The organism is Veillonella parvula (assembly GCF_040094895.1).
In the GTDB taxonomy this organism is placed as follows: Bacteria; Bacillota; Negativicutes; order Veillonellales; family Veillonellaceae; genus Veillonella; species Veillonella parvula_L.
On sequence record NZ_JBBNGV010000003.1, the window covers coordinates 12,522 to 29,061 of the forward strand.

Annotated in this window: 18 protein-coding genes and 3 tRNA genes; 5 read left to right on the top strand and 16 right to left on the bottom strand. The window is 39.9% G+C overall.

Annotation, left to right across the window (positions count from 1 at the left end):
- Positions 1 to 229: 229 nt before the first annotated feature.
- Positions 230 to 955: a Crp/Fnr family transcriptional regulator gene (locus AAAT26_RS06045; RefSeq protein WP_004695080.1), complete on the top strand. Its 726-nt coding sequence runs from the start codon at positions 230 to 232 to the stop codon at positions 953 to 955.
- 167 nt (positions 956 to 1,122) lie between these two features.
- Here AAAT26_RS06045 and AAAT26_RS06050 read toward each other — a convergent pair whose 3' ends face one another.
- The 4 genes from AAAT26_RS06050 to AAAT26_RS06065 all read right to left on the bottom strand — a co-directional run bounded on the left by AAAT26_RS06050 (position 1,123) and on the right by AAAT26_RS06065 (position 5,041).
- Positions 1,123 to 2,886, bottom strand: a complete 1,764-nt coding sequence (locus AAAT26_RS06050) for an LPO_1073/Vpar_1526 family protein (protein WP_227065192.1) — start codon at positions 2,884 to 2,886, stop codon at positions 1,123 to 1,125.
- Between the two features lie 9 nt (positions 2,887 to 2,895).
- Complete coding sequence (locus AAAT26_RS06055) at positions 2,896 to 3,447, bottom strand: TIGR01440 family protein (RefSeq protein WP_004697525.1); 552 nt, start codon at positions 3,445 to 3,447, stop codon at positions 2,896 to 2,898.
- A gap of 171 nt (positions 3,448 to 3,618) precedes the next feature.
- Positions 3,619 to 4,179 carry a Fe-S-containing hydro-lyase gene (locus AAAT26_RS06060; protein WP_004695073.1) on the bottom strand — a complete coding sequence of 187 codons (561 nt, stop codon included), beginning with the start codon at positions 4,177 to 4,179 and terminating at the stop codon, positions 3,619 to 3,621.
- Between the two features lie 19 nt (positions 4,180 to 4,198).
- On the bottom strand, positions 4,199 to 5,041 hold the full coding sequence (locus tag AAAT26_RS06065) for a fumarate hydratase (RefSeq protein ID WP_004695072.1): 843 nt from the start codon (positions 5,039 to 5,041) through the stop codon (positions 4,199 to 4,201).
- A gap of 740 nt (positions 5,042 to 5,781) precedes the next feature.
- Here AAAT26_RS06065 and AAAT26_RS06070 point away from each other — a divergent pair.
- The 4 genes from AAAT26_RS06070 to AAAT26_RS06085 all read left to right on the top strand — a co-directional run bounded on the left by AAAT26_RS06070 (position 5,782) and on the right by AAAT26_RS06085 (position 7,035).
- Positions 5,782 to 5,857 (top strand) — tRNA-Asn (locus AAAT26_RS06070).
- 4 nt (positions 5,858 to 5,861) lie between these two features.
- A tRNA-Glu gene (locus AAAT26_RS06075) sits at positions 5,862 to 5,936 on the top strand.
- A gap of 5 nt (positions 5,937 to 5,941) precedes the next feature.
- Positions 5,942 to 6,017 (top strand) — tRNA-Val (locus AAAT26_RS06080).
- Positions 6,018 to 6,126: 109 nt separating this feature from the next.
- The gene (locus AAAT26_RS06085) at positions 6,127 to 7,035 is read left to right on the top strand and encodes a hypothetical protein (RefSeq protein WP_004697512.1); all 909 of its coding nucleotides are present in this window, start codon (positions 6,127 to 6,129) and stop codon (positions 7,033 to 7,035) included.
- A gap of 47 nt (positions 7,036 to 7,082) precedes the next feature.
- Here the strand turns inward: AAAT26_RS06085 and atpC are convergent, their stop codons facing one another.
- The 12 genes from atpC to AAAT26_RS06145 all read right to left on the bottom strand — a co-directional run bounded on the left by atpC (position 7,083) and on the right by AAAT26_RS06145 (position 16,537).
- Positions 7,083 to 7,490, bottom strand: coding sequence for an ATP synthase F1 subunit epsilon (atpC, locus tag AAAT26_RS06090; protein ID WP_004697509.1), 408 nt, complete (start codon positions 7,488 to 7,490; stop codon positions 7,083 to 7,085).
- A gap of 3 nt (positions 7,491 to 7,493) precedes the next feature.
- Positions 7,494 to 8,918, bottom strand: coding sequence for a F0F1 ATP synthase subunit beta (atpD, locus tag AAAT26_RS06095; RefSeq protein ID WP_004697530.1), 1,425 nt, complete (start codon positions 8,916 to 8,918; stop codon positions 7,494 to 7,496).
- Between the two features lie 18 nt (positions 8,919 to 8,936).
- Positions 8,937 to 9,791, bottom strand: coding sequence for an ATP synthase F1 subunit gamma (gene atpG, locus AAAT26_RS06100; protein WP_004697537.1), 855 nt, complete (start codon positions 9,789 to 9,791; stop codon positions 8,937 to 8,939).
- Positions 9,792 to 9,794: 3 nt separating this feature from the next.
- Entirely contained in the window at positions 9,795 to 11,333 is a 1,539-nt protein-coding gene (gene atpA / locus AAAT26_RS06105; RefSeq protein ID WP_004697546.1) for a F0F1 ATP synthase subunit alpha, read from the bottom strand.
- Between the two features lie 16 nt (positions 11,334 to 11,349).
- Positions 11,350 to 11,901 carry an ATP synthase F1 subunit delta gene (gene atpH / locus AAAT26_RS06110; protein WP_004697545.1) on the bottom strand — a complete coding sequence of 184 codons (552 nt, stop codon included), beginning with the start codon at positions 11,899 to 11,901 and terminating at the stop codon, positions 11,350 to 11,352.
- Between the two features lie 4 nt (positions 11,902 to 11,905).
- Positions 11,906 to 12,403, bottom strand: coding sequence for a F0F1 ATP synthase subunit B (atpF, locus tag AAAT26_RS06115; protein WP_004697511.1), 498 nt, complete (start codon positions 12,401 to 12,403; stop codon positions 11,906 to 11,908).
- A gap of 18 nt (positions 12,404 to 12,421) precedes the next feature.
- Entirely contained in the window at positions 12,422 to 12,649 is a 228-nt protein-coding gene (gene atpE, locus AAAT26_RS06120) for a F0F1 ATP synthase subunit C (protein ID WP_004695064.1), read from the bottom strand.
- A 23-nt stretch (positions 12,650 to 12,672) separates the two neighbouring features.
- Positions 12,673 to 13,365, bottom strand: coding sequence for a F0F1 ATP synthase subunit A (gene atpB / locus AAAT26_RS06125; protein WP_004697507.1), 693 nt, complete (start codon positions 13,363 to 13,365; stop codon positions 12,673 to 12,675).
- A gap of 245 nt (positions 13,366 to 13,610) precedes the next feature.
- Entirely contained in the window at positions 13,611 to 13,847 is a 237-nt protein-coding gene (locus AAAT26_RS06130) for a hypothetical protein (protein WP_004697515.1), read from the bottom strand.
- Between the two features lie 142 nt (positions 13,848 to 13,989).
- Complete coding sequence (locus AAAT26_RS06135; RefSeq protein ID WP_012864790.1) at positions 13,990 to 14,184, bottom strand: AtpZ/AtpI family protein; 195 nt, start codon at positions 14,182 to 14,184, stop codon at positions 13,990 to 13,992.
- 1 nt (position 14,185) lies between these two features.
- Complete coding sequence (wecB, locus tag AAAT26_RS06140) at positions 14,186 to 15,328, bottom strand: non-hydrolyzing UDP-N-acetylglucosamine 2-epimerase (RefSeq protein ID WP_004697520.1); 1,143 nt, start codon at positions 15,326 to 15,328, stop codon at positions 14,186 to 14,188.
- 57 nt (positions 15,329 to 15,385) lie between these two features.
- Positions 15,386 to 16,537: a glycosyltransferase family 4 protein gene (locus AAAT26_RS06145; RefSeq protein ID WP_004697504.1), complete on the bottom strand. Its 1,152-nt coding sequence runs from the start codon at positions 16,535 to 16,537 to the stop codon at positions 15,386 to 15,388.
- Positions 16,538 to 16,540: the final 3 nt, after the last annotated feature.

A 16,540-nucleotide genomic window follows, 5' to 3' on the forward strand; every position in this document is an offset into this window, starting at 1 on the left:
TAATATAAAACCTATACATTACACTGATGTTTTATCAGTTGTCTGATTGATTACATTTGAAAGTATAACGTAAAGATGATACAATTTCTGTAGCTTGAGCAACAAATAAAAACTTTTTCAAAAATTTTCCTGACTCCCCTTATGGAACAGGTAGACCATTTGGTCTTATACTTTTATTATACAATAATCATTTTTAATTGCTATAGACTTTATCACACCGGAGGTGCCTATGAAACAAATACTTTCAAACGATATCATTAATCAATATATGCCCACCCTCGTGAAATGTCCTTTATTCAATACATTAGGAGAGCCAGAGCTGCGTGGCTATTTAAATAATGCCAAAGTTATCATCCACAGTTACAAAAAAAACGATTTTATAGCCCTCGCTGGAGATCCTATGGAGGGTATCGGCGTCATCCTTGAGGGCAGCGCTTTACTAACTCGTGAAAATGTAATGGGCCAACGGGTTATTATGGCAAACTTAGAGCAATCAGATATTTTCGGAGAAGCACTATTATTTAGTAAACAGCCTTTATGGCCTGCTACCATTAAGGCAACAAAAGCAACTAAAATTATGTTTATTCCGCTTGAAACCTTTATTAAAACATTGCCGGATTGTCATCAATGCCAAACTAAAATCCTATCTAATCTATTAGAGGATTTATCTGAAAAAGCAATTCTATTAACCAGAAAAGTCCACTACCTCACATTAAAAGGGATGCGCGAAAAGATTTTTGCGTACTTAACAGATATTTATAAACGTCAGCATTCTAACACAATTCAATTACCCCACAACCGCGAGCAAATGGCTGAGGTACTCAATGTATCTCGCACAGCCCTTAGCCGTGAACTAGGGCGCCTTCGCGATGAAGGTCTCATCGATATTACAGGGCGCACCGTAACAATTAAAAACATTGAAGACATTGAAGAATTCGGCTTTAACACCTTTTAATACTTAATGGCTATTAAATTTAACAAACTAAAAAGTCTCTCAAGATTATCTTGAGAGACTTTTTTTTATTACACGACTCATAAAGTATATAACGGTTTTAAGTATATACCCATATTAATAACTATATTATATAATTTTTCAAACTATATAGTGCTTAAAATTATACATTAGAACCAATGAGACAAATCAAATTCTTCACCAATGGTTGCTTTCACATGAGCACGGCCTAAGTAAAGGCCTAACAATGTTAAGCTAATTTTAGACATTGGCGTGCTATCAAAGACATCAGCTAAGTCCAATAGAACCGGTGAAATATCATCCATAATATCACGCGCCTCTTGGCCCCTGAAAGCAGTAGGTTTGCTCTTCATCAGAGCTAAAAGATCACGTTGAACCATCGCATTAGAAATTCGTGTTTGTCTAAAGAATTGTGGTGCCAAAGACTCATCTACCAAGGCTAATTTATAAAGATTGGAGTTCAAGCTACGCACCACATAACGTGGATCTACACCATGACCATCTGTAGCACGGAAGAGTTCTTCCTTAGAAAAACCACGATAGTTAAATACAAACGGATATGAATTAGACAACACTTGGCATAAAGTGATAGGCTCTTGTTCTTCTTGTGTACAGCGTAAATAGTCTAGCTGGCGATAGAAGGAATCATTTCGAGGCAAATCAGAGATGAATGGCTCAATATATTTTTCCACATAATGTTGGAAATGAATCAATCCATAGTTATTAGAGTTTCTAGAATATTGTAACAATAATGTTAAGGCCATAACTTGGAAGTGACCTAAAGTTAAATGAGGTAATACACGTAATGCATCAAAAGCTACGAGGTATGGCGTACTAGATTTAGGAGATTGAACCACATCTAGAAAAGCACCTAACGCAGCGGACTTCATCCACTCTGTATTTGTAGCGGCATATGCCTTTTGCATACTCATCAACGCTTCTTGAATAACAATATTCTCTAGTAATGCATTCACTTCAACAATTTTTGTAATATTGAGAGCTGCTAAAGCATCTCTTGTAATAGATTCTACATAGTGTTGCGTATCACCATGTAACACCCCAAAGGAATGAACAAATGGTACTATAGCCAACTCAACGCATTTATCCTCATGCGCCGCTTTTGCCCATTGACCATGCGGTTCCTCCTCTTCAGTTAAACTTGTTGCCGCCAATTGTGCTTCAATTTCAGAAGCATCAAACAAACGCGTTTCATCTAATACCGATGGGCCTTCCGCGGTTTGTATTTCGTTCGCACCACCTATCATCTGCGTAGCATCTATGCTATCCGCTTCATCAGCTTCAAAGGCTTCCACAGATTCACCCATAGCAATTGTATCTTCAACAGAGTTTGCGTTATTGAGAAGTTCATCTGTAACAACATCGAGGACAATAGTTTTATCCACCAACGGAGTAACACCTTGATTAGCTTGATTAGCTTGCTTAAGATCTGATACGGCTGTCATCACAATGGTTTCATCCCCTATTGGTGTGCCATTATCCGATCCTATTGGTGTTCCATTATCCGAACCTAATGCTAACGCATATTCTCCCTCTGAAACATGACTTGAATTAGACTTTAGAGTACTTCTTCTATTATAAGAGGTATCTATAGGATCAACCAGAGGTTCAGCCGGTTCTCGCTCTTCACCGACCACCGTTTCAACTGTATCCGGAATTGATGCAGTATATACATTAGTTCCACTCGTATGTGTGATTGTTACATTGCCCTCTTGCGACTCCGTTGCAAATATAACATCATGATGCGCTTTAAGATTATTTTTATTACTTATGTTTTTATAGGATTTTTCTTTTGCCTTACTTTCACCATCACCACCGCTAAATACAGCATAGCAAACAGCAAAGAATCCCAATGCCACGACGGCTAATACAAAATACGGTATTAGGTTTGACATACTATCCCCCTACATCAATGCTTCATTATATGCAGCACGCTCACCGCCAATGCTCTTCGGACGAACACGACAAGCGGTCACATGTGCTTTCCCAATTTCTTTCACACAAAGACGTACAGGCACTGCAACGTGTTTCATGTGCATACCAATGAAAGTATCTCCAATATCGATGCCTACATCAGCTTGAATAAATTCAACCATCACAGGATCATCAAAATGTTCGTACGCCACCACAGCCAGGGCACCACCCGCATGACGTTGAGGAACAACATTAACTTCCTCCTCCCATGTCATAGCGCTACGGTCCATAACAAGTGCACGATTAATATGTTCACAACATTGAATCGCCAAGTTAAGTCCTTTAGCCTTAACAGCATTGTATATTTCGTCAAATACGACCTGAGCCACATCAAGGTGAGAGTCAGTGCCGATTTTTTTACCTACAATTTCGCTAGTGGAACAGCCAACAACGAATAATTGACCTTCGCGAACCTTTGCTAAATCAAGTAATTCAGCCATCGCGTTGCGAGTTGACTGACGAATAGTTTCTACAGAAGTCATGTTATCGCCTCACTCAAATTGAATGTATAAAATCTATATGTATATTATCATAAAACCGACAGAATCGGTAGACTAAACTCTACACGTAACGGATGAACATCTTATGATTATGGCTTAACAACAAAAAGAGGCTTGCTTTAGCAAGCCTCTTTCAATCACTCAATGGTGATATTAGATTTTTCTGTAAGGTTTTTGGCCTAATTCGTAGAAGTTATTACCTTCAGTATCGCCAACTACGATGCAAGGGAAATCTTCAACAGTCAATTCAGCCAAAGCTTCTGGTCCAAGTTCACCATAAGCAAGTACTTCATATTTTTTGATGGATTTTGCAATCAATGCTGCCGCGCCACCAACTGCTGCGAAGTATGTGCAACCATTTTTCTTCATGGATTCAACTACTTCTGGTTTACGGGAACCTTTACCAATCATGCCTTTGATACCTTGATCAAGCATTGTTGGTGTGTAAGCATCCATACGACCGGAAGTTGTAGGACCAGCGGAACCAATTGGATCACCAGGTTTTGCAGGTGTTGGTCCAAGATAATAAACAAACTTATTTGTCCAATCGATTGGCAATTTTTCACCACGCGCTAAAGCTTCAGTCATAACTTTATGAGCAGCGTCACGAGCGGAGTAAATTTTACCAGTAATAAGAACGCTATCACCAACTTTTAATTTGCGGGAAAACTCTTCATTATATTCTTCAGTATTAATGCGAATTGATTCAGCCATTGTTTTTACCTCCTATCGATTAAAGTACTACGTGAGCATGACGAGCAGCATGGCACATGATAGTAACTGCAACAGGAAGACCTGCGATGTGAGTTGCACCCCATTCGATGTTTACACCGATACAAGTTGTAGTGCCACCCAATTGTGGTCCAATACCAGTTTTGTTAACCATTTCCATGATTTCTTCTTCTAATTTTGCATAGTCTGCATCTTTATGAGGTACACTAATGTCACGAAGCAACGCTTTTTTGGACATAACAGCTGCTTGGTCCATAGTACCGCCAATACCAATGCCGAGTACGATTGGAGGGCATGGGTTAGGGCCTGCATGTTTTACGATTTCAAGGACTGCATTTTTAACGCCTTCCACACCATCAGCAGGTACGAGCATAGCTACATCGGATTTATTTTCAGAACCGAAACCTTTTAATTCTACTTGAATATCTACTTTATCGCCAGGAACGATTTCAGTGTAGATGATTGCAGGTGTGTTATTTTGTGTATTTTTACGGTTGAACAATGGTTCAGCTACAACGGATTTACGAAGATAACCTTCAACATAACCAGCTGCAACACCAGCATTGATAGCTTCTGTAAGATCACCACCAACGAAATGAACATCTTGACCAACTTTTAAGAATACCATAGTCATACCAGTATCTTGGCAGTATGGACGATCTTCAGCATCGGCAATTTCTGCATTTTTAATAATTTGATCAAGAACGATACGACCTACCGAAGACTCTTCTGTTTCACGGCCTTTTTTCAAACCTTCATAGATGTCTTTTGGCAAGTGGTAAGCTGCGTCCATACACATTTGACGGACTGTTTTTGTGATTTCAGATACTTGAATCTCGCGCAAGATAATCCCTCCTCAGGAAAATAGTTGAATATTAATTCTAATACCGATGAGATAAAATAAAATTCTCAAACATATGAAAGAATATCTATCTCAAACCGATGAGATTAACTCTATACATAAATCGTAGCACACAATATAAGGGGATTCAACGTCTCACCTATACAGTTTTCTCAATGCTTTTCCAGTTTTTGAGAATTGTTTTCATGAATATTTTTGTATATATTTCGGTTTTTCAATAGCCTACATAGACTTTATTCTCCAGTCACTAAAAAAGCCCCATTCTGTGATAAAAGTCATAGTCTATCACATATCAATAAGATTTTAATATCTTATATTTTTACCTACTTTCTTATATATAAATTTGGTTTAAAATGAACCACAAACATAGACTATATCTAATAAGATAAATACACTTTCATCTTAACTGATACTACTTTTCAACTAAATCTTTTAAACTTTTCTATAATGCATATGTATACCGATTATCTTCAATATACTAATATTGCTAACTCCTATTCATTTAGAGCCATACAATCACCTTAGAACGCAGTAAATATCTATAGTTAATAAGCTCTATAGATTTTATTAATTTTAATGACTCTCTCATCAAAATTATTGATAACTAATTTTATTTATAAAGTTATGTCTTTTAGTCATAATTGACAATATCTATTTTATAGTGTTCTAAAAAAAATGCTTGCTTTTATAATTAAACTAACATATAATAACAATCGTACCATTCCTCGATAGCTCAGTCGGTAGAGCAATCGGCTGTTAACCGATCGGTCGTAGGTTCGAGTCCTACTCGAGGAGCCATTCTGGCCCGTTGGTCAAGCGGTTAAGACACCGCCCTTTCACGGCGGTATCCCGGGTTCGATTCCCGGACGGGTCACCACATATGGACGATTAGCTCAGCTGGGAGAGCGCCTGCCTTACAAGCAGGATGTCGGCAGTTCGATCCTGTCATCGTCCACCAAACTAAAGGAGCAAGCTGTTAAGCTTGCTCCTTTTTTTTATATATATGATATAATAATATAAATTGTATAATTTGTAATTTTAAAAGAGTTTTATTAAGAGGAGGAATTATGTTACATAACTTCGGACTCTATAAACGTCCACTACTTACAGTACTTGCTGTACTACTCACAACTGCATTTACAACAGCCAGTGCCGCTATGATCGATTTGAGTCAGCTAACACCAAATACAACGCAACCTGTGGTTCTTAGCACTATACAAAGTAACACAAGTAATGAGGCTTCTACATTGACCCCTAAAACAAATATGGAGCCTGTCATAAAAGTAGCTGCCACACCAACATCTACACCAATTTCTGGAGTTTCAGAAAAAGCAACTATTAATGCTACTAGTACAAGTCATGATGGTCTCTTGGAAAACTTTCCAAGCCGCAAAGTAACTATTGTTGTACCAGCAAATTTGCGCAATGAAAACACAGCTCAATTTGGTCACTACATGACAGATCGCTTATCAAATACACTTAAATATCCTTACTATGATACAACCATTGTAAGTACTAACACACCAACTGCAGAAATTAAAGCCGCTGATCTTGCTCAAATTGCAGAGGCCCAAAATTCTGAAATCGTTATTATGCCTGTACCATTACAAGACGTATATGTACAAGTTAATACTATTAACAGCCCAGATCCATACAATAAGGATAATCATGAAATTTATATCGCTGCAAAGGTTAATGCCCTTTTATACTATTATGATGTAAACGATAAGGTAATCCATACTGTTCGTACGGGCTTCAACCAAACTGATGACTCTTTAACTATGCCAACACATAAATCAGTTTGGAACAAAGTTATGACTATATTACTTGATAAATTACCATACAAACGAATTCCAACAGATCGTGACCGCTACCAAGCACCTGGTATCAATTCTGAGGCACCTGTTGTATTAGATTTTCAAGTAGAACAACCTAAGAATACTGCATACTCCTTAAAAGGTGTGAGCGTTTTATAATCAAAATTAGAAAGATAAAAAGGCTAGCCAGATGGCTAGCCTTTTTCTTATAACATTTTTGTAACATGCAAGCGCAGTAAAGCACGTTGCAATGCTGCTTCCGCTCTTTCTACATCAATATCAGGTGTAGGATTTGATAACCGACCTTCTGCACGCTCTTTAGCTCGACGAGCACGTTCCACATCAATGGATGTTGGATCTTGACAGTCAGGGGTTACAATACTCACCTTATTATGTTCAATTTCACAGAAGCCACCAAATACAGCATATTCACGAGATGTTCCATCTGGTTGTTCAATGCGTAAAGGTGCCAAGTCTAATGCAATAATCATAGGCGCATGATTTGGCAAAATACCAAAACCACCATCGATAGCTTTACCTACAAAGAATGTAGATTGGCCCTCGAATACGATTGCATCAGGTGTAATTATCTGTAGGGTCATAGGTTCCGCCATGGATTATTCCCCCTTCTCTTGCATTTCCTTTGCTTTTTGAATGGCTTCATCAATGGTACCAACCATGTAGAATGCACCTTCTGGCAATTCATCATGTTTACCATCCAAGATCTCTCTGAAGCCTCTCAATGTTTCGGACAATGGCACATATTTACCAGGAGAACCGGTAAATACTTCTGCTACGAAGAATGGTTGACTCAAGAAACGTTGAATCTTACGAGCGCGAGATACAGTGAGTTTATCTTCGTCAGACAATTCTTCCATACCGAGGATTGCGATAATATCTTGAAGATCGCGATATTTTTGCAATACTTCTTGTACTCCACGAGCTACTGCGTAGTGCTCTTCACCAAGTACATGTGGGTCCAAAATACGGCTTGTAGAGTCCAGAGGATCCACCGCTGGATAGATACCAAGTTCCGCAATGGAACGAGACAATACTGTTGTCGCATCCAAGTGAGCGAATGTCGCTGCTGGAGCCGGGTCAGTCAAGTCATCGGCAGGTACATATACAGCTTGTACGGAGGTAATAGAGCCTTCTTTTGTAGATGTAATACGCTCTTGCAATGCCCCTACGTCATTAGCCAATGTAGGTTGGTAACCTACGGCAGATGGCATACGACCTAAGAGGGCGGATACTTCGGACCCCGCTTGAATAAAGCGGAAGATGTTATCGATGAACAAGAGCACGTCTTGTTTTTTCACATCACGGAAGTATTCAGCCATTGTAAGACCAGTAAGACCTACGCGCATACGAGCCCCTGGTGGCTCATTCATTTGTCCATATACGAGGGCTGTTTTATTGATAACGCCAGACTCTTTCATTTCGTTCCACAAGTCATTACCTTCACGAGTACGTTCCCCTACACCGGAGAATACGGAATAGCCGCCGTGCTCTGTAGCAACATTGTGAATCAATTCCATAATCAATACGGTTTTACCTACACCGGCACCACCGAAAAGACCGATTTTACCACCTTTTACGTATGGAGCGATAAGGTCAACGACCTTAATACCTGTTTCCAAGATTTGTGTATCTGGAGAAAGGTCATCAAATTTAGGTGCTGGACGGTGAATAGGCCATTTTTCATCAGCCACAACTGGAGCTGGATCATGGTCTACAGTTTCACCAAGTACGTTAAAGATACGACCCAATACGCCTTCCCCTACAGGAACGGAAATTGGAGCACCAGTATCTTCTGCTTCCATATTACGTGTCATACCGTCAGTAGAACTCATGGCAACGCAACGAACTGTATCGTCGCCTAAGTGTTGCATAACCTCTACTACGATTTTTTGTCTATCGTGTGCCTTGTGGTCATGGTAGATGTGGATGGCGTTGTAGATAGCTGGTAAATGACCAGCATCAAAGCGCACGTCTACAACTGGGCCGATGACCTGCACAACTTTACCAATATTATTACTCATCGACAGATGTCTCCTTATCTATTGCAAGGCATTAGCGCCACCAACGATTTCAGAAATTTCGTTTGTAATGCTAGATTGACGCAACTTGTTGTATTCAAGGCCTAAGGACTCAATGAGTTCCCCTGCATTATCTGTAGCCGATGTCATGGCCGTCATACGAGCACCCAATTCACTAGCTGCAGATTGTAACAATCCATTATAAACTGTAATTTCTAAGTATTTTGGCAGCAACGCCTCCAAGACGGATACAGCGGACGGCATAAAATCATACTCTTCGCCTTTTACCTCATCTTGTGGTTGCTCTATTGGCAACAAGCGCTCAGCCTGTGCAATTTGCGTCATAGAATTTACAAAACGTGTATAGATCATGATGACTTCGTCTACTTCATGACGTTCATATAGTGAAAGTGCTTCATGCATGATGGCACGCGCATGTTCATAGGACGGTTTATCAGAAAAGCCCGCATAAGACTTATCGATGCGAATACCTCTAGATTTCATGCTATCTCTAGGCTTTCTGCCTGCCGTGATAACACGGTATGTATCAGGAGATTTACCATGTAATTGTTCCATAGCAAATTTCAACACATTAGACGAAAATGCCCCTGCAAGACCTTTATCTGCACCTACTACAATATAGCAAGTGCGCTCTACAGGTCGCACATCTAAGAGAGGACTTTCAAAGCCTTCTAAATCACTATTAGACATATGACGCAAGATTTGCCCTATCTTTTCTGCGTAAGGACGAGTAGCTTCCGCTTTTGTTTGTGCCCTACGAAGACGAGCAGAAGCTACCATCTTCATCGCTTTTGTAATTTGTTGCGTATTGGTAACACTTTTTATGCGTTTTCGCAAATCTTGTGCACTAGCCATACATTACGCCTCCTTACGAGACACTAATGTATGTGTAGAGCCAAATGCTTCAACACATTCTGGGATTGCTTGCTTCAATAGATTTTCAGTTTCTTCGTCAATTTTCTTAGACGTTTCAATGTTAGTGATGATTTCAGGGTAATTTGCTTTTACATAACGTAAAAGTTCAGCTTCAAAGGACAATACATCTGCCACTTGAATATCTGCTAAGTACCCTTTAGTACCAGCGTAAAGGTTGATAACCATTTCCGCTACACTCATAGGCTCATATTGACCTTGTTTTAACATTTCAGTTAAGCGTTCACCACGATCAAGTTGAGCGCGTGTAGCCGCATCAAGGTCGGAACCAAACTGAGCGAAAGCAGCCAACTCACGATATTGAGCAAGGTCCAAACGCAATTGGCCCGCCACTTGCTTCATCGCTTTAGTTTGTGCGCTACCACCTACACGGGATACGGACAAACCTACGTCAACAGCTGGACGAATACCAGAATAGAACATATCTGTTCCCAAGAAAATTTGACCATCAGTAATGGAAATTACGTTTGTTGGAATGTATGCAGATACGTCACCTGCTTGTGTTTCAATGATTGGCAACGCTGTAATAGAACCTCCACCAAGTTCAGATGAAAGTTTCGCAGCCCGCTCTAATAGACGACTGTGTAAGTAGAATACGTCACCTGGATATGCTTCACGCCCTGGTGGACGGCGCAATAATAGGGACATAGCACGATATGCAGCCGCTTGTTTTGTTAAGTCATCATATACGCATAATACGTGTTTACCTTGGTACATAAAGTATTCACCCATGGCAACACCAGCATATGGTGCAATGTATTGAAGAGGTGCACCTGTGGAAGCACTCGCAGAAACTACGATTGTATATTCCATAGCGCCTGCTTCTTCAAGCTTTTGCACTACGCGAGCAACCGTAGATTCTTTTTGACCAATAGCTACATAAATACAAATAACATCTTTGCCTTTTTGGTTCAAAATAGTATCTAAGGCAATCGCAGTTTTACCTGTACCACGGTCACCGATGATAAGCTCACGTTGACCACGGCCGATTGGTACCATCGCATCAATCGCTTTAAGACCTGTTTGCAATGGTTCGTTTACGGATTGACGATCCGCAATACCAGGTGCTGGATGTTCGATAGGACGACGTTCTGTAGCTTGAATAGCACCCTTGCCATCAAGAGGTTGACCAAGAGGATTTACTACACGACCAATCAAGGCATCTCCAGCAGGAACGTCCATAATTTTGCCAGTACGACGCACTTGGTCTCCTTCTTTAATCAAGAAGTCATCACCTAATAGTACGGCACCAACATTATCTAATTCTAAGTTCAAAACCAAGCCATATACGCCGTGTGGTAATTCTAGCAACTCACCGGCCATGGCTCTTTCAAGACCATAAATATGGGCGATGCCATCCCCTACGTCGAGAACAGTACCCACGTCATCGACATTGAGGTCAACATCATAGTCCTGAATCTGCTGTTTGATTATAGCAGTGATTTCTTCAGGCTTCATTTTCATATATACCCATTCACCCCTATCTAATAGAGTTCGTTCTTAATAAAGATTTTTCTAATTCCTCTAAACGACGAGATACAGAACCATCAATGCGTTTATCTCCTACTTGGATAACGATACCACCCATAATTGATGGATCTTGGCGCACAGATAAAATAACATCTTTCCCTGTTACTTCTCGTAATTTAGCTTGTACAGATGCTTCTACCTCAGCTGTGATTGGTTCTGCTACAGTTACAGTAGCTTCCAAAATACCACGAGCTTCTCGTGATTTTTGAATAAACGCTGCAATAGCCTGCGCAATATAACGATGGCGCCCACGTTTAATCATCACATAGATAAAATGTAAAGCAACTTTGTCGATACTAGATTCAAAGATAGAACCAACTAACTTAATCTTTGCATCTTCTGTAACGATTGGATTTTCAAGGAATGAACGAAGTTCAGGCTGTTCCGCCATAACGGACGCTACATAACCTAATTGCTCCTCCATGAGTTCCAAAATATTTTGTTCTTGAGCTAATTCAAACATAGCTGAACTGTATTTATCTGCTACAATTTCTATGCTCATCGTATCACAACCCTATCGTTTTACTATCAAGTTGACGAATAGCGTCTTCGATCAATTTTGTATTAGTTTCGCTGTTCATATCTTTAGCAACAACTTTACCAGCCATAGCTACAGATAAAGATACCACTTCGTTACGCAAGCTGTTCATAGCACGATCGCGTTCAATAGCGATATCTTGGCGAGCACGATTTTTTTCTTGTTCAATTTGCTCGCGTGCTGTTGACAATTGTTCACGTGTTGTATTTTCTGCTTCTTGAACTGCTTTTTCAACAATTTGTTGTGCCTCTATACGAGCATTAGCAATTTGAGCTGCATAATCAGCTTTAAACCCCTCTGCTTCTGCGCGAGCTTGTTCTGCAGCTTCTAAGTCTTTAGCAATTCGTTCTTTACGTTCTGTCATTATAGCCAATAATGGTTTATATGCAAAACGAGCCAATAGCCAAACTAATATAAAAAAGTTCAACATTTGAGCAAGAATCGTTCCAAGGCTTAAGTCAACCAAGGTTATTCCTCCTCGTTATTATCTGAATAACAAAATAAATGCTACTACTACACCGATGATAGGCATCGCTTCGATCAAACCAATCGCTACGAACATAGTAGACATCAATTGACCGCGCAATTCAGGTTGGCGTGTAATACCTTCAATAACTTTGCTAGATACAAGACCATCACCGATACCTGCACCAATAGCACCACAACCTACTGCAATTGCCGCTGCTAACGCGAATAAACCTTGAGCTTCCATAATATATCCTCCATATAAATTAATTAATGTTCCTCACTAAGCCCCATCCCCAAATAGGATGCAGTAAGAACGGTAAAAATAAAGGCTTGAATAATACCAATAAATAGACTAAAAGCAATCCAAACCCATGGTACCGGCACAAACCAAGGCAAGTTATATAATACTTCTAACAAAATTTCACCTGCCACAATGTTACCGAATAGACGGAAAGCAAGTGTAACAGGTCTAGCAATTTCCTCGAAAATATTGAGTATTAACAAAGCCTTATAAGGTCGTACAAAATGCTTAAAATAAGATAAGCCTTTAACTTTAACCCCCATAACCCATACCACTAATGTACTACATAAAGCTAATGCAATTGTAGTGTTAATATCGGATGTTGGTGATGTTAAAGCCTTGAATGTTGGCATTAAGCCTAACTCATTTCCTACAAAAATAAATAAGAAAAACGTAAATAACAAGGAACTCACCATCGGCCAATGGCGACCCAAATTCGGAGCTAATTGCCCCTCTAAGCCTTCTAATATAGATTCCACTATATTCTGCAAGCCTACAGGCACCAATTTACGTCCCCGGGTGGCTAATACTGTTATCAGTATTACAATAGCCATAGTAACCCATGTAGCAATTAAAGTATCCATATTAAATGTCAACCCCAACCACTGCACGACCTCATGGTGTCCCGCATGTAATTCCACGTTCTCAACCCCTTCCATAAACCTAATAAAAACCTAATATATTTACATTAATATAAATATAATATATATGTATCATCATACATCGTTATAGATATATAATCAACACTTGAAGGGTAAACAATTCCAAATAATCATAAATAGAATGTATTCAATGCATTATTAGAATACGACTCCATGTCTTATTAAAATCCACATCAATACATTAATTGGAATACAATACATTAATTTAAATGCAATAAAATTCTTAATTAAAATAATAAAAATTAGAACCGTCCACTAAACCGCCAATACACTATATAAAGTGCAGGCTGGATAAGTGCAATCGCTACAAACATACTAATTGCTTCTACATGGGGAATCTTCAAACCTAATACGACTAAAGATCCAACAAGCATAAGACGCCACACCATCTGTCTACGCGCCTTACGAACAGCCTTATAAGGATCACCTAATATAATTGCTTGACCATGTAGTGCAAGGCTAAGCAAGTAGAGCACCATTATAAAAATGCCCCACAGCCATCCCCATACATAGTGTTGTAATCCGCATGCAACCTGTATTATTACACCTAAAAAGGCAATAAAAAAACAAGACAGTAGCACGCGCACTATGAATTTTATATATTGATTCATACATACCTCACTACTTAACTTGTTTATATAACATATAAAACCCTGTTATAGCTCCTATTAGGCCAAATATGACCATGCAGAGTGGTTCCGTTTGAAGCCAAGTATCCAATTTATAACCTAGCCAAATAAAACCTCCTATACAGGAGACCAGTGTGACCCCCGCTGATGTTGCCATGGCGAGGGCTTTCACAAGATCCTTATCCATATTATTTACCAAAACGTTCAGGACGACGCGCATCACCTAAGAATTCATGTCGCAACGCTTGAATGATGCGTTCAGAGGCTTTTCCGTCACCATAGGGGTTAACAGAATTAGACATCAACTTATACGCTTCCGTATTGCTCAATAATTCATAAGCGGCTTTATGTACCGCATCCTTATCAGTACCTACAAGGCGAACAGTGCCTGCTTCTACCGCTTCAGGACGTTCTGTCGTATCACGTAATACGAGAACTGGCTTACCAAGAGCTGGGGCTTCTTCTTGAATCCCACCTGAATCAGTCAAAATCAAGTAAGATTTAGCCATCAAGTTTGCAAACGGTTCATAGTCAAGAGGGTCAATTAATGTAACACGCTCCACAGAACCAAGTTCCTCTTGTACAACTTGGCGAACTTTAGGATTTTTATGTACAGGGAAAACAACTTGAATATCTTCAAATTCATTGATTAAATCTCGAATGGCTTGATATACATGGCGCATAGGTTCACCTAAGTTTTCTCGGCGATGTGTGGTAACAAGAACCGTACGTTTTTTAGGATCAAGAGCATTAATAGCTGCATCATCGAATACATAGCTGTCTTGTACCGTCGTATCAAGAGCATCGATAACAGTATTCCCTGTTACATAAAGATGTTCTGTATTAATATTTTCTTTTTTTAAATTGCTTTCAGAACTAGAAGTAGGCGCAAAGTGATACGTCGCGATCGAACCCGTCAATTTTCGATTCATCTCTTCAGGGAATGGAGAGTAAATATCACCTGTCCGTAGCCCTGCTTCCACGTGACCTACAGGAATTTCTTGGTAGAAAGAAGCCAATGCCCCAGCAAAGGTAGTTGTAGTGTCACCATGAACGAGTACCACATCAGGTTTTGCTTCTTCTAATACATCTTTAAGGCCCATCAAAGCACGATTAGTTACATCATATAGTGTTTGACCTTGGCTCATAATATTTAAATCATAGTCTGGGGTAATATTAAACAAGTTTAGTACTTGATCAAGCATATCTCGATGCTGTGCCGTAACGGTGACGATAGGTTCCATATCTGGTGCTGCTTGTAATGCTTTTACAAGAGGAGCCATCTTGATAGCCTCAGGTCTTGTACCAAAGATTGTCATAACTTTTAACATAGTTGCCTCCAACGTAGTAGGATAGAAAAAATGGGGCGCCAAGCGCCCCACAGATGGTTATTCCTTATGAGAATCATCAGTATTCTCCAAGGCTTTAGCCAATTCATCGCGATCAAAGGATATGGTATCATCCGAGTCGCTGCGTTCAATTGTAGGACGTGGTAACGGATGCCCTGCCGCATCACTATGCATGATAACGCCAAGACGTCGTGCAATATAAATACTACACAAGAAAATTACTAATACCAAAGTCGCGCCGACCCAAGCATTGACCTCTGCAACGATAACAGATACACCGCCGAAAAGAGCTGTTACTGCATACATCAACAATACAGCTTGCTTTTGTGTTAATCCTTGTGCCAATAAGCGATGGTGAACATGACCTTTATCGGGTTTAAAGATGGGACGTCCACTGATTTTACGGCGCACAATGGCAAATAAGGTGTCTAAAATAGGCAAGCCTAACACAATGGCAGGTACCACTAGAGCAATCATAGCCGCCGTCTTCACAGCGCCCATAACGGAAATAGCTGCTAATGTATAGCCTAATAACATGGATCCCGTATCACCCATGAATATTTTTGCAGGATTGAAGTTATACCGCAAGAAACCTACAGTCGCACCTGCTAAAGCAAGAGAGATACAAGCAAGATCAGTTTGACCAAGTTGCAATGTCATTGCACAAACAGCGATACATGCGATAAAGGAAATACCTGCAGCCAAGCCATCAAGGCCATCGATGAGGTTTACAATATTTGTAAAACCAACTATCCAGAAAATAGTCAATGGAATAGCCCAATACTTGAGATATACTACACCACCCCAAGGAAGGTTAATGAAATCTACTCGAATATCATAAGCCACCAAAATAGCGGCTGCTATAATTTGGCCCATTAACTTAGTTTTTGGCTCAATTTGTTTAATGTCGTCCCAAATACCAACTAGCACCAAAATGACTGTACCAAGGACAAACCCAAACAATTTATGATCATGCGGAATGGAATCGTTAAAAAGAACCGATCCCACATAACCGAGAAAGATTGCTAATCCACCAAGTCGTGGAATCGCACCATGATGCACCTTTCGAGCATCAGGCTTATCTATTGCCCCAACAGCAACGGCAAAGCGTTTTACCAATGGGGTAAGTGCAAAGGTTATGATGAGCGCTAGTGCAAAGGCCCACACATAATCGAGCACATATTCACTCATAAG